The sequence below is a fragment of the Streptomyces sp. NBC_00631 genome, assembly GCF_045206895.1.
Classification (GTDB): Bacteria; Actinomycetota; Actinomycetes; order Streptomycetales; family Streptomycetaceae; genus Streptomyces.
In genome coordinates this window covers 3,400,889-3,413,538 of record NZ_CP107734.1, presented here as the reverse complement: position 1 = coordinate 3,413,538, position 12,650 = coordinate 3,400,889, and the positions used below count along the sequence as shown (strand labels likewise).

The following is a 12,650-nucleotide window of genomic DNA, read 5'->3' as shown; positions in this document are numbered from 1 at the left end:
GAGGAGACTGGTTCGGCAAGGGAATCTAACGAACGCGTGCAACTTGAGGCGCTAATTTTGCAGATCTACCTCGCCGGGGAAGCTTTTTTCTCGCGGGGTTTTACAGGGCGGACCAGGTGTACGGAAGTTTGTGGATGTCGATGTAGTTGAAGGTCTCCGTGGTCAGCACCCCCGGGATGCCGCGCAGGACGCTCCCGGTCAAGCGGTACAGATCGGCCCTGTCGGCGCAGCTCACCTCCAGCAGGAGGTCGTAAGGGCCGATCGTGGCGGCCACGACATCGATCTCCGGCACCTGACGCAGTCGCTCCACGACCTCGGGCAGGGGGCCCTGCACGCGTACTCCCACGCCGGCCTGCACCCGATGGCCGTAGCGGAGTTGGTTGGTGATGGTGACGATCTGCACGAGGCCGTTGTCGAGGAGGCGCAGCACCCGCCGGCGCGCTTGGGCGTACGGGACGCCCGACTCCTCGGCGAGTTGGCGGTAGCTGGCGCGCCCGTCCCGCTGCAGTATCCGGATCAGCGCCCTGTCGGCCTCGTCGAGTTCATCGGCGGAACGACGGGGGACCGGGGGGTGTTGCCGCGCGCCGCCGAGGAGAGCGTGCTGCGACCCGGCGGGCTCGTACTTCTCCACGGAGAGGTACTGCATGGTCAGGCACTGGGCGACACCGGGCAGCGTACGGACCGACTCGTCGAGGATCCGCAGCAGGTCGCGGTCATCCCGGGCCACCAGCTCGGCGACGATGTCGAACACCCCGGCCGTCTGTACGACGAGATCGGCTGCCGGAAGCGCGTTCAGCGCGCGAGCGATGGGCAGGGCCGGGCCGCTCACCGTGATGCCGAGCAGTGCGAAGCTCTCCAGCCCGAGCAGGGGGGCGGGGATGCTCCCCACCACCTGGATGACGTCTTCTGCGATCAGGCGCTTGAGCCGCTCACGGACCGCGTCCCCCGACAGGTCGACACCGGCGCCCAGTTCTGCATACGCGGCCCTCCCGTTCGCCGTGAGAAGTCTGATCAACTTCTCGTCCACGGGGTCAAGGGCCGCCCCGGATTTGGGGGTCTCCGGATCGGCGCTCCGGTCATCGTGCTGCCGTGGCATGAGCAATACCTCCGCGTGTAGGACCCCCGAGGGGGGTCCGCACACTACACTTCGAAACCAGGGAATTTTGCTATCTGGTTCGGTGCGCCAGCGTTTTGGACATGCGCCCTGGGGTGCGGCGGTTTGCCTGCGGTCGGCAGGGGTCAGTCGCGGACCTCGTGACTCGGTGCATCCGAGTCGGAAGGCGAGGGCAGGGACGCGTCCCGCGTGGCCGTTCCGTGCGGACTCCAGCTCTGGAGGAAGTCCCGCACCTCCTGCTCCAGCCGGGCGGAGGAGTAGGTGGCCGGGTCCAGGGCGGCCATGACGCCGAGGCCGTCGACGAATGTGGCCAGGGTCGAGGCCGCGCGGGCCGCCTCCCAGGGCGGGGCAAGGATTCCTTCCTCGATGCAGGACTCGACCAGCCCCCGTATCCGGCCGTGGTAGTCCTGGTGCTCCTCCAGCACCGCCTCGGCGAGCGCCGGATGGTCCGCCACTCGCCCCATGAACCCGAGCCAGATCTTGAAGTCCAGTCGCGACTGGGCATCCACGGGGAGCGCGCGGAGAAGAACGCCGACGAGGCGTTCGAGCGGGGGTGTCTCCGACGTCGGGCCCAGCTCCTGCTCGCGCTGGAGAGCCAGCCTGTAGGCGAAGAGGAGCAAGTCGTCACGGTCACGGAAGTAGTGGGCGATCACACCCCGCGTCCACCCTGCCTCAGCGGCCACGGAACGGATCGTGGCCCCCTCGATGCCCTCGCGTTCCACCACCGCCCACAGGGCGCGGGCGAGATCCTTCTTGCGCTCGCCGTGGTCGACGATCTTGGGCACGCTTCCTCCCGTGTTACGCCTGACTCGGCGACTGTTGTGAATGCCCTGCTCCGGTGCTGGTCAGAGCCGTGCCAGAGGTCGGTGGTCGCCATTTTTGCATTCACCCTCTTGACGCCGACCCAGCCCCGGGTTTTTATGACACCGTCATGTTAAAGCGGGGTTGTCGTCACGCTCCGTCGTCTCCGCGGCCCCCATGCCGTCACTCCATTGCCCTCGCGCGGCCGTCCCGCCGCCATCAGCAGGCACAGCCGGACACCGGGTGGACCCCCATACCCCGTCACTTGCTCTGCCTTCCGGTTTGTCCGCCCTTACCTGCCCGAAGGGAACCCCCGATGCCACCGACTGCCGACGGCACCATCGAAACGAACTCCGAGCGTGGAAACACGGACAGTCACGCCCACACCCTCAAACCGGGTGTGCTCGGGGTGACCGCGGTGGCCTTCCTCGTCATCTCAGCCGCCGCTCCGCTGAATCTCCTGGCCGGCTACGGCCCCCTGGGCTACATGGTCGGCGGGCTCGGTGCCCCGGCCGGGTTCGTGCTCGCCGGCCTGGTGCTCGCCACCTTCGTCGCCGGTTTCATGGCGATGAGCCGGTACATGCACCGCCCGGGTACGTTCTACGCCTACGTCGAGCGCGGGCTGGGCAAGGACCTGGGCCGCGGGGCCGCCGCGGTGGCGCTGATCTCCTACCTGGCGATCCAGGTGGGCGCGATGGGCATTCTGGCCACGGTCGCCCAGTCACTGATCGACAACTTCTTCGGCCTCCACGTCCACTGGGCGATCATCGCTGTCGTCCTCCAGGTGATCGTCTGGTACCTGGGGCGGCGGGGCATCGACATCGGCACGAAGGTCCTGGGAGTCCTGCTGTTCGCCGAGATCGGCATCCTCGCCGTCATCGCCGTGTGCGTGCTGGTCAAGGGAGGCAGCAGCGAGGGCATCCACGCCGGTTCGTTCGCCCCGTCGAACGTGTTCACCTCCGGCATGGCGGCGTCGTCCGTCGTCTGGTTCGGCGCCTTCCTCGGTATCGAGTACACCGCGATCTACCGACCGGAGACCAGGAACCCCGAGCGCACCCTCCCCCGCGCCGCATACGTCTCCCTGATCTTTCTGGCCGTCTTCTACTGCTTCGTCAGCTGGGCCATCGTCCAGGCTTTCGGCGACTCGGCCATCGCGACGGCGGCCGGTGACCACCCGACGGACATGATCTACCTGGTCGCCGAACGCTACGTCGGCACCTGGGCAGGCGACGTGACGCAGATCCTGATGGTCACCAGCAGCATCGCCTCCGGCCTGGCCTACTTCAACGCCATCAGCCGCTACGGGCACAGCATGTCCAGCGAGGGCATGCTGCCCAAGAGGATGTCGCGCGTGCATCCCGTGTACCGCTCCCCGAACAACGGCAACCTGCAGGCCATCATCACCGTCGGCGCAGTCTTCCTGTTCACCGCAGCGGGCCTCGACCCCTACACGAACATGACGGTCTGGATGAGCACGCCCGGTGTCCTCGGCATCATCGTGCTGATGACCCTGACCGCGGTAGCCGTCGTCGTCTTCTTCTGGCGCAGGCAGCAGTCCTCGCGCGACCGCTGGATCGTCGCGGTGTCCTCCGTCTCCGCACTCCTGCTCGGGACCGTGACGTACCTGCTCATCGACAATGTCGCGCTCATGACCGCCAGCACGGGAGCCGTCAACGCCTTCGCCGTCACCCTGCCGTTCGCCGCCCTGCTCCTCGTGGCGCTCGTAAGCCGCCTTCGACGCGGCCACGGTGCCGTCGCGGCCGCCGACACCGACGCCTGACCCCGAGAACCGAAAAGAGCCACACCTCATGCACGCTCAAACCGTCTTCCTCGGTGGCCCCGTCCACACCGTGGACGCCGCCCGTCCCTGGTGTACCGCGGTGGCGGTCCGCGCGGGCCGCATCGCCGCCGTCGGTCAGGAAAGTGATGTACGGGACCTCATCGGATCGCGGACCGAAGTCGTCGACCTCCAGGGCAAGCTCCTGCTTCCCGGCTTCCAGGACGCCCACGTCCACCCCGTCTTCGCCGGCCTCCAGCTCCTTGACTGCGACCTGGGCTCTGCGCGGAGCGCCGACGACTATCTAGCGGTCGTCGCGAATTACGCGGCGAGCCACCCCGAACGGTCCTGGATCAGGGGTGGAGGCTGGACCTTCACGGCTTTTGGCACCGCCATGCCCACCAGGGAGCTGCTGGACAGCGTGGTCAGCGACAGGCCGGTCTACCTCTCCGTACGTGACGTCCACAGCGCCTGGGTCAACAGCCGCGCCTTGGAACTGGCCGGCATCGACGAGCGCACCGACGATCCCGTAGGCGGCCGGATCGAACGCGACGCGAACGGCCGTCCCTCCGGGGTCCTCCACGAACAGGCCATGGAGCTGGTGGCACGGTTTCTCCCGGAGCCGACCATGGACGACCTGCGGACCGCTCTCGCTACCGCGCAGCGCCACCTCCATGCTCTGGGCATCACTGCCTGGCAGGACGCCTTTGTCGGTTCGTACGGCGGTCAGCCCGACCCACTCGACGTATACCTCGACGGGGCACGCTCCGGCCTGCTGACCGCCCGGGTGCGCGGCGCCCTCGGGTGGGACCCGGATCGGGGCCTCGAGCAGGTCGGCTCGCTGATCGAGCGCAGGGAACGCGGCCGAGCCGGCCGGTTCACGGCGGGCACGGTCAAGATCGTCCAGGACGGCATCCCCGAGAACGGGACGGCTGCGCTCACCGATCCGTACCTGGACAAGTGCGGCTGTCCCACGGACAACCGCGGCCACTCCATGGTGGAGCCCGAACGCCTCAAACGTGCCGTCGCGCAACTCGACGCCCACGGGTTCCAGCTGCACTTCCACGCCATCGGAGACCGGGCGCTCACAGAGATCCTTGACGCCCTGGAACACGCTCGGCAGACCAACGGCGACACCGGGCTGCGCCACCAGATCGCCCACCTCCAGGTCGTACGGCCCGAAGACGTCTCCCGCTTCCGAGCACTGGACGTAGCCGCCAACATCCAGCCCCTCTGGGCCGCCCACGACGATCAGATGGACGACCTGTGCATTCCGGTCCTGGGCGAGCAACGCGCCGCCTGGCAGTTCCCCTTCGGGGATCTTTGGCGCGCCGGCGTCACCCTCGCCGCCGGCAGCGACTGGGGTGTCACCTCGGCCGACCCCCTCCTGGGCATCCACGTCGCGGTCAACCGCGTCCTCCCCGAACTACACGGCAAGCGTGAGGTGTTCCTGCCCGAGCAGCGCCTCGACCTGGCCACCGCGATCCGCGCCTACACCTCCGGCAGTGCCTACGCCAACCACTTGGACGACACCGGCTCCATCACCGTCGGCAATCGCGCCGACCTGGTGCTCCTCGACCGCAACCCCTTCGACGGACCACCCGAGCACATCGCTCACACGCGAGTCCTGCGCACCTACGTCGAGGGCGCCCTCGTGCACGCCGCCGACTGACCCGCAGATCAACACGCCACTCCAACACATCGAGGTAAACCCATATGGCCCCCGCCATTCGTCCCCCCGAGACCGCCCAGGCACTGCCCCGCGAGGCGTACCTGTCGCAGGAGCACTTCCAGAAGGAACTGGAAAGGATCTTCTACTCGACGTGGCAGTACGCCGGGCACGTCTCGGAGTTCCCAACGACCGGTTCCTACAAGCGCTTCGCCGTCGGCGACGTCGACCTCCTCCTGGTCCGTGCCGGCGACGGCGCGATCAACGCACTGCACAACGTGTGCCGTCACCGCGGGGCACAACTCGTCTCCGACGAGACCGGAACCTGCAAACGCGCCCTGACCTGCCACTACCACGGGTGGGCCTACAACCACGACGGCAGCCTCCGAGGCGCTCCCAAGATGGGCGAGGACTTCGACAAAACCCAGTTCGGTCTGAAGCGCGCCCACACCGAGATCTGGAACGGGTGCGTCTTCGTACACCTCGGCGACCAGCCCCCCACCCCGGTCCGCGAAAGCCTAGCCGAGGTCGTCTGGCCCTACGCCGACCTCGACCGGGCCAAGGTCGCCGAAGTCGCCACCTACGAGGTGGAGACCAACTGGAAGATCTGCTGGGAGAACGCCCTCGAGTGCTACCACTGCGCGATCAACCACCCCGAACTCGTTCGCGTCTTCGATCAGGACGGCGACGCCGGCGGCGCCGACGGAGGCGACGACTACGTCTACTTCGTCAACCCGCTCCTCGGCGACTCGCTGTCGGTGACGCTCTCGGGCCACCTGGAGAGCAAGGTGCTCTTCGAGTGCACCACCCCCCTGGACGAGGCACGCGGCTTCTTCCAGTGGCACACGTCGACCTTCGAGATGGTCGCCAGCCCGGACTGCGTCGCCGTGATGACCTACACGCCGCTGGCTCCCAACCGCACTCGCATCACCCAGACCTTCCTCGTGCCCGAGAAGGCCGAAGCCGGCACGGACTACGACCCCGGCACTCTCTTCGAACTGCACAAGCTGGCACGCGAACAGGACAACCAACTCTGCACCTCGGTACAGAAGGGCGTCACCAACCCCGCCTACGTCCCAGGCCCCTTCAACGACATCTACGAGGTCGAGAACCTCCGCTTCCTGGACGTCTACTGGAAACTCATGGGCGACACCTCCAGCAGCGACTGACCGACAGGCTCTCGCGCCTCGCCCGCCACCGGCGACGGACGCCTCCTGCGAGCCCGCGGTCCTGGCCGGACTTCCGCCCGATCACGAGCCCTGAGCACGCTGCGGTAGAGGCCGAGCACATCTACCGCAGCTACTACCTCACCATCGACAAGGCGGAGAGCCTTCTCCGCTGGGCCAGCCGTTCACCGCCGCAGAGGATGCCTGTTGCTCCCCGGCGTCTCCGCGTCACCCGTTGGGTGCCAGATCGCGTCCGATGAGCTCCTTCATGATCTCGGTGGTGCCGCCGTAGATCGTCTGGACTCTTGTGTCGACGAATGCGCGGGCGACCGGATACTCCGTCATGTAGCCGTAGCCGCCGTGCAGTTGCAGGCAGCGGTCGATGACCCGCTTCTGTAGTTCGCTTACGTACCACTTGCCTTTCGCCGCGTCCACGGCGGTCAGGTCACCGGCGTTGTAGGCGTGTACCGAGCGGTCGACGTAGGCCTCGGCGACGTCGATCTCGGTGGCCATCTCGGCGAGTTCGAAGCGGATGTGCTGGAGGTCGCCGATGGGGTGGCCGAAAGCCCGGCGCTCGAAGCAGTAGGCACGGGTCAGATCGAAGACCGCTCGGCTGGTCGCGATGGCCGTGGCCGTCACGCCGAGACGCTCCCGGGGAAGGTGGCTCATGAGCTCCTGGAGGCCGGATCCCACCGGGCCGAGGACGTTGGCGGCCGGTACCCGCACGTCCTCGAAGAACAGTTCGGCCGTGTCCTGGCCGGGCAGTCCGATCTTGTCCAGTTTGCGGCCGCGGGTGAAGCCGGGCATGTCCCGCTCGACCACCAGGAGAGTGAAGCCCCGCGAGCCGCCTTCGGGATCCGTACGCGCGGCGACGATCACCAGATCGGCCATGATGCCACTGGTGATGAAGGTCTTCTGTCCGTTCAGGACCCAGTCGTCGCCGTCGCGGCGGGCCGAGGTGCGGATGCCCCGCAGGTCGCTGCCGGTCCCGGGTTCGGTCATCGCCAGCGCGCCGATGATCTCGCCGGAGGCGAAGCCCGGCAGCCAGCGCCGCTTCTGTTCGTCCGTGGTCAGGTCCAGCAGATAGTGCAGCACCAGGTCGTCCTGGAGGGAGATGGTGAGTCCGAAGGAGAGCGCGTGGACGCGGGCGATCTCCTCGCAGACGACCATGCGATAGCGGTAGTCCCGCTCGCCGGCGCCGCCGTGTTCCTCGCCGATCTGCAGGCCGTAGACACCCTGCCGGGCAGCCGCGGCGAACACCTTGCGGTCGATCCACCGGTCGGCCTCCCACCGCTGGTGGTGGGGGACGACCTCACGCGCGAGGAACTCGCGGACGGTCTCCCGGTACTGCTCGTGATCGTCTGTGTACAGGCCCCGTCGCATCAGGTCAGCCGAGCCTCTCGATGATGGTGACGTTGGCCTGACCGCCGCCCTCGCACATGGTCTGCAGACCGTAGCGGCCGCCGGTGCGCTCCAGCTCGTGGAGCAGGGTGGTCATCAGCCGTGTGCCGGTGGCCCCGAGCGGGTGACCGAGGGCGATGGCACCGCCGTTGACGTTGACCCGGGCGGGATCGGCGCCGATGTCGGCCTGCCAGGCGAGCACCACGGAGGCGAACGCCTCGTTGATCTCGACGAGATCGATGTCGTCGATGGTGAGTCCGGACTTCTTGAGGGCGTGCTCCGTGGCAGGGATGGGAGCGGTGAGCATCATGACCGGGTCGGAGCCACGCACCGACATGTGGTGGATGCGGGCCCGGGGCGTGAGGGAGTGCGTGCGTACGGCGTCCTCCGAGGCGATCAGCATCGCGGAGGAGGCGTCGGAGATCTGGCTGGCCACTGCGGCGGTCAATCGTCCGCCGGGCGTCAGTGTCGGGAGTCCCGCCATCTTCTCCAGTGTGGTGTCCGGCCGCGGACCCTCGTCCGACACGACCCCTTCGAACGGGATGATCTCCGCGTCGAACCGGCCCTCCCGCTGGGCTGTCAGGGCCCGGCGGTGACTCTCCAGCGCGAACTCCTCCATGACCGCGCGTTCCACGCCCCACTTCTCCGCGATCATCTCCGCGCCGCGGAACTGGGAGATCTCCTGGTCGCCGTAGCGGGCGTGCCAGCCCTTGCAGTCGGTCCACGGATCGGTCGACCCGTAGGGCTCGCCGGCGGTGAACCCGGACAGGATGGGGAACTGGCTCATCTTCTGCACACCGCCGGCCACGATGAGGTCGGCCGTGCCGGACATGACGGCCTGCGCGGCGAAGTGGACCGCCTGCTGGGACGAGCCGCACTGCCGGTCGATGGTCGTACCGGGCACCGACTCGGGCAGCCCGGCGGCCAGCGCGCTGGTCCGCGCGATGTCGCCGGCCTGCGAGCCGATCTGGTCGAGGCAGCCGAGAATGACGTCGTCGACGGCGGCAGGGTCGAAGCCGTGGCGTGCGACCAGTGAGCGGATGACGTGGGCGGCGAGATCGGCCGGGTGTGTTCCGGCGAAGCCGCCGCCGCGTTTGCCGACCGGGGTGCGTACCGCGTCGACGATGTAGGCCTCGGGCATGACGATCCTCCAGTGTGCTGTGCGAAGGGGTGATGAGGGCGGGCCCGGGGTCAGGGCACACCCAGGCCGTGCCGCACCAGGCTCTGCGCGGTGCGGATGACACCGGTCAGCGAACCCTGCCGCGGGTTCCACCACTCCGGCGTCCAGTTGAGGGCTCCCATGACGAGCATGCGCGCCGCTCGCAGGTCGATGTCGTTCCTGATGGCTCCCGCGGCCCTGGCTCTCGCCAGCAGGTCCCGCCACAGGTCGAAGTAGGCGCCGCTGTCCGCCCGCAGGCGGGCGCGGATGTCCTCGGGCAGCTGTCCGCTGTTGCGGCTGACCGCGGTCGCGAAGTCCGACAGGTGCAGCTCGACCTGCAGATGCGCCTCGACGGCGGCACAGATCCGGTCCATCGGGGGAGTGTCGTCGGGCAGCGCGGCCAGCGCGGTCTCGACGTGCTCCCGAAGCCGCAGCTGGCCGACCGCCATCACCTCGGCGATCAGCTCCTCGCGGGAGGGGAAGTAGTAGTACACGGCGGGCGGACGCACACCGGCCCGTTCGGCGATGTCGGCCAGCCTGGTCGCGGAGTAGCCCTTGAGGCTCAGCGTCCGAGCGGCCGCGGCGAGAATGCGGTCTCGGGTCGCCGCCGCCTTGACGGCCGGTGTCCCGGTGCCGTTGCTGCTGGTGGTGTTCACTGAGCGCGCCTCCTACGGCATCGAGTAGCCGCCGCTGACCGAGAAGACCTGGCCCGTCGCCTGCCGGGCGCGACGCGCCGAGGAGACCCAGACCACGGCGTCCGCGATGTCTTCCGGCGTGGTGAGCCGGCGCAGTGGGATGTTCTTGCGGACTGCCTCGATCTGCCGGTCGTCGAAGACGGGCGACTGGTCGCCCCGGGCCCACAGGCTGCCCGTCCCGATCGCGTCCGGGCTCTGGGGGACGACGAGTCCCGGGCAGACGACGTTGGACCGGATGCCGTCCCGGCCGTGCTCCCGGGCGACCGTGCGGGCGAAGGCGATCACCGCCGCCTTGGTCGCCCCGTACACCCCCTGCCGTATCTCCCCGAAGGCGGCGTCGCTGGAGATGAACACGATGGATCCGTGGCCCTCGGGCCGCATCACGTCGAGGGCCGCACGGGTGCACTCGACGGAACCGAACAAATTGAGGTCCACCATCCGCCGCCAGCCGTCGCGGTCCGCGTCCTGGGCGACGAACCCCGGCAGGCTCAGCCCCGCGTTGTTCACCAGCACGTCGATTCCGCCCCAGGCGGCGACGATGTGTTCGACGGCCGTGGCGCCGGCACCCTCGGCCGTCAGGTCGATGACGGCGACCTCCGCCCCGGCCGCTCCCCGTTCCAACGCTTCGGCATGTGTCTTGGCGGCCTGCTCCGCGTCGATGTCGCAGATCAGCACACGGGCGCCTTCCGCGGCGAAGCCGTGCACGATGCCCCGGCCGATGTTCGAGGCACCACCGGTGACCAACACCCGTGCCCCGCCGAGTTCCAGATCCATCCGCTCGCTCCCTCGTGGTGCGCGGCCCGCTGCAAACCGTTGGCCCGTTGCGCAACCGTTGACCCGTTGCGATTTATGAATCTAGATTAGATTCAAAATTCTGACCAGCCCCGGAGCGCGACATGAAGATCTTCAACGGACTAGCCGGACTCGCCGCCGCGGCAGGCGTGTCGCTCGGCACCACCGACTGGGTCGAGGTGGACCAGGAGCGCATCGACCGGTTCGCCGACGCCACGGGGGACCACCAGTGGATCCATGTGGACGCCGGGCGCGCGGCCCAGGGGCCCTTCGGCTCCACCATCGCGCACGGCCTGCTCACGCTGTCCCTGCTGCCGGTGTTCCTGCAGCGGCTCTACCAGGTCGAGGGGGTGAGCATGGCCGTGAACTACGGGCTCGACAAGGTGCGCTTCCCCGCCCCGGTGCCCGTCGGTGCCAAGCTGCGGGCCACCTCGACGATCACCGAGGTCACGCCGCTCGACGGCGCGGTCCAGCTGAAGTTGTCGACGGTCATCGAGATCGAGGGCGGCGCGAAGCCGGCTTGCGTCGTGGAGTCCGTCGTACGGTATCTCGGCTGATGGGCGGGCTGATAGCGGGCCGGTCCGCGATCGTCACGGGCGCCGGCCAGGGGATCGGTCTGGCGATCGCCCGGCTGCTGCACGAGCACGGCGCACGGGTGACCGTGGCCGACGTGGACGCCGGACGCGCCGAGCGGGCCGCAGCCGACATCGGCGGTGACGACCCGGCTTCCGTACTGGCTCTCGGCTGTGACGTCACGGACGAGTCGGCGGTCGAGAACATGGTGGGGCGGGCCGTCGAGCGGTTCGGCGCGTTGGACGTTCTGGTGAACAACGCGGGGATCACCCGTGACGCCTCGCTGAGGAAGATGACCGCGGAGGACTTCGACGCCGTGATCGGCGTGCACCTCAGGGGGACCTGGCTCGGCGTCCGGGCGGCCGCGGCGGTGATGCGCGAGGCCAGAAGCGGCTCGATCGTGAACATCTCCTCGCTGTCCGGGAAGTCCGGCAACCCCGGCCAGACCAACTACAGCGCGGCCAAGGCGGGCATCGTCGGCATGACGAAGGCGGCGGCCAAGGAACTCGCCCACCACGGGGTGCGGGTCAACGCGGTGCAGCCCGGCCTAATCCGCACCGCCATGACCGAGGCGATGGAGCCGGACGTCTTCGCGGCCCGCGAGGCCGACGTCCCCATGAGGCGGGCGGGACGGCCCGAGGAGGTCGCCGGGGCCGTCCTCTATCTCGCGAGCGAGCTGTCCAGCTACACGACCGGCGCGGTTCTCGAGGTGGGGGGCGGGCGGTCGATGTGAGTACCCAGGTCACCCAGGTCGTGCGCACGCGCGTGGAGGGTGCGGTCGGCCATGTCCTGCTCGATCGTCCCGAAGTGATGAACGCGATCACGGTCGAACTCGGCGCACAGCTGGAGCGCGCCCTGACGGAGGTGGCGTCGGCGGCACGAGTCGTCCTGATCCGGGGCGCGGGAGGCAACTTCTGTGCCGGCGGCGACTTCAAGGAGCTGCAGCGGCTGCGCGCCGGAGGACCGGGGGAGATGGCGCCGCTGTTCGACAACTTCGGCCGGGCCTGCGCCCTCATCGCGACCCTGCCGGTCCCAGTGGTGGCCGTCGTCGAGGGGTACGCCATGGCCGGCGGCTTCGAACTGATGCAGTCCTGCGACATCGCTCTGGTGAGCGAGGACGCCCGGATCTCCGACACGCATGCCAACTTCGGCCAGATACCGGGCGGCGGCAGCACCCAGCGGCTGCCCCGCCTCGTGGGTCGTCAACGGGCCCTGGCCCACATCCTCACCGGGGACCGGCTGTCCGGCACGGAGGCCGTGGCCTGGGGGCTGGCGTACCAGTGCCTGCCGGACAACGGGTTCGAGGAGGCGGTCGCCGCGTTCGCCGAACGGCTCGGCGGCATGGACCCCCGGGCACTCGGCACCGCGAAACGCCTGGTGTACGAGGGACTGCGGCTGCCGCTGGCGGACGGCCTCGCCCTGGAGCGGGCCGCGGTCCTCGACCACCTGGGCGGGGCGGCCGCCGGTGCCGGAATCGAGACCTTCACGGCGAGAGGTGAGTGA

Annotated in this window: 12 protein-coding genes; 6 read left to right on the top strand and 6 right to left on the bottom strand. The window is 68.8% G+C overall.

From position 1 onward, the window contains the following. Nucleotides 1-100: 100 nt before the first annotated feature. Both OHB00_RS15720 and OHB00_RS15715 read right to left on the bottom strand, forming a co-directional pair. Entirely contained in the window at nucleotides 101-1,027 is a 927-nt protein-coding gene (locus tag OHB00_RS15720) for an Lrp/AsnC family transcriptional regulator (RefSeq protein WP_358289163.1), read from the bottom strand. A gap of 212 nt (nucleotides 1,028-1,239) precedes the next feature. Beyond that, nucleotides 1,240-1,899, bottom strand: coding sequence for a TetR/AcrR family transcriptional regulator (locus OHB00_RS15715; protein WP_406435342.1), 660 nt, complete (start codon nucleotides 1,897-1,899; stop codon nucleotides 1,240-1,242). Between the two features lie 332 nt (nucleotides 1,900-2,231). Between OHB00_RS15715 and OHB00_RS15710 the strand changes: the two genes are divergently transcribed. The 3 genes from OHB00_RS15710 to OHB00_RS15700 are packed head-to-tail and all read left to right on the top strand — an operon-like array spanning nucleotide 2,232 to nucleotide 6,530. Further along, entirely contained in the window at nucleotides 2,232-3,695 is a 1,464-nt protein-coding gene (locus OHB00_RS15710; protein WP_406435340.1) for an APC family permease, read from the top strand. A 28-nt stretch (nucleotides 3,696-3,723) separates the two neighbouring features. Next, on the top strand, nucleotides 3,724-5,364 hold the full coding sequence (locus tag OHB00_RS15705) for an amidohydrolase (protein WP_406435338.1): 1,641 nt from the start codon (nucleotides 3,724-3,726) through the stop codon (nucleotides 5,362-5,364). Nucleotides 5,365-5,408: 44 nt separating this feature from the next. Further along, a complete protein-coding gene (locus OHB00_RS15700; protein WP_406435336.1) occupies nucleotides 5,409-6,530 on the top strand; it encodes an aromatic ring-hydroxylating dioxygenase subunit alpha in 1,122 nt (373 codons plus the stop codon). A gap of 225 nt (nucleotides 6,531-6,755) precedes the next feature. Here the strand turns inward: OHB00_RS15700 and OHB00_RS15695 are convergent, their stop codons facing one another. The 4 genes from OHB00_RS15695 to OHB00_RS15680 are packed head-to-tail and all read right to left on the bottom strand — an operon-like array spanning nucleotide 6,756 to nucleotide 10,556. Then, entirely contained in the window at nucleotides 6,756-7,910 is a 1,155-nt protein-coding gene (locus OHB00_RS15695; RefSeq protein WP_406435334.1) for an acyl-CoA dehydrogenase family protein, read from the bottom strand. 4 nt (nucleotides 7,911-7,914) lie between these two features. Then, nucleotides 7,915-9,069, bottom strand: a complete 1,155-nt coding sequence (locus tag OHB00_RS15690) for an acetyl-CoA C-acetyltransferase (RefSeq protein ID WP_406435332.1) — start codon at nucleotides 9,067-9,069, stop codon at nucleotides 7,915-7,917. A 50-nt stretch (nucleotides 9,070-9,119) separates the two neighbouring features. Continuing rightward, nucleotides 9,120-9,743, bottom strand: coding sequence for a TetR/AcrR family transcriptional regulator (locus tag OHB00_RS15685; protein ID WP_406435330.1), 624 nt, complete (start codon nucleotides 9,741-9,743; stop codon nucleotides 9,120-9,122). 12 nt (nucleotides 9,744-9,755) lie between these two features. After that, nucleotides 9,756-10,556, bottom strand: a complete 801-nt coding sequence (locus OHB00_RS15680; RefSeq protein ID WP_406435328.1) for an SDR family NAD(P)-dependent oxidoreductase — start codon at nucleotides 10,554-10,556, stop codon at nucleotides 9,756-9,758. A gap of 122 nt (nucleotides 10,557-10,678) precedes the next feature. Between OHB00_RS15680 and OHB00_RS15675 the strand changes: the two genes are divergently transcribed. Genes OHB00_RS15675 through OHB00_RS15665 form a run of 3 tightly spaced genes read left to right on the top strand, consistent with a single transcriptional unit; the run spans nucleotide 10,679 to nucleotide 12,650 of the window. Beyond that, nucleotides 10,679-11,131, top strand: a complete 453-nt coding sequence (locus tag OHB00_RS15675) for a MaoC family dehydratase (RefSeq protein ID WP_406435326.1) — start codon at nucleotides 10,679-10,681, stop codon at nucleotides 11,129-11,131. Next, complete coding sequence (gene fabG, locus OHB00_RS15670; protein WP_406435324.1) at nucleotides 11,131-11,880, top strand: 3-oxoacyl-ACP reductase FabG; 750 nt, start codon at nucleotides 11,131-11,133, stop codon at nucleotides 11,878-11,880. Before OHB00_RS15675 ends, fabG begins: the two co-directional genes overlap by 1 nt. Then, nucleotides 11,877-12,650 (top strand): enoyl-CoA hydratase/isomerase family protein, encoded by a 774-nt coding sequence (locus tag OHB00_RS15665; protein ID WP_406435322.1) that lies wholly within the window; start codon nucleotides 11,877-11,879, stop codon nucleotides 12,648-12,650. The genes fabG and OHB00_RS15665 overlap by 4 nt, the downstream gene beginning before the upstream one ends.

What these genes read in the sequence shown, in the direction of transcription:
- OHB00_RS15690 (WP_406435332.1), bottom strand. Translation starts at nt 9,069, where the DNA reads ATGCCCGAGGCCTACATCGTCGACGCGGTACGCACCCCGGTCGGCAAA.
- OHB00_RS15680 (WP_406435328.1), bottom strand. Translation starts at nt 10,556, where the DNA reads ATGGATCTGGAACTCGGCGGGGCACGGGTGTTGGTCACCGGTGGTGCC.
- OHB00_RS15675 (WP_406435326.1), top strand. Translation starts at nt 10,679, where the DNA reads ATGAAGATCTTCAACGGACTAGCCGGACTCGCCGCCGCGGCAGGCGTG.
- OHB00_RS15695 (WP_406435334.1), bottom strand. Translation starts at nt 7,910, where the DNA reads ATGCGACGGGGCCTGTACACAGACGATCACGAGCAGTACCGGGAGACC.
- OHB00_RS15700 (WP_406435336.1), top strand. Translation starts at nt 5,409, where the DNA reads ATGGCCCCCGCCATTCGTCCCCCCGAGACCGCCCAGGCACTGCCCCGC.
- OHB00_RS15710 (WP_406435340.1), top strand. Translation starts at nt 2,232, where the DNA reads ATGCCACCGACTGCCGACGGCACCATCGAAACGAACTCCGAGCGTGGA.
- OHB00_RS15705 (WP_406435338.1), top strand. Translation starts at nt 3,724, where the DNA reads ATGCACGCTCAAACCGTCTTCCTCGGTGGCCCCGTCCACACCGTGGAC.
- fabG (WP_406435324.1), top strand. Translation starts at nt 11,131, where the DNA reads ATGGGCGGGCTGATAGCGGGCCGGTCCGCGATCGTCACGGGCGCCGGC.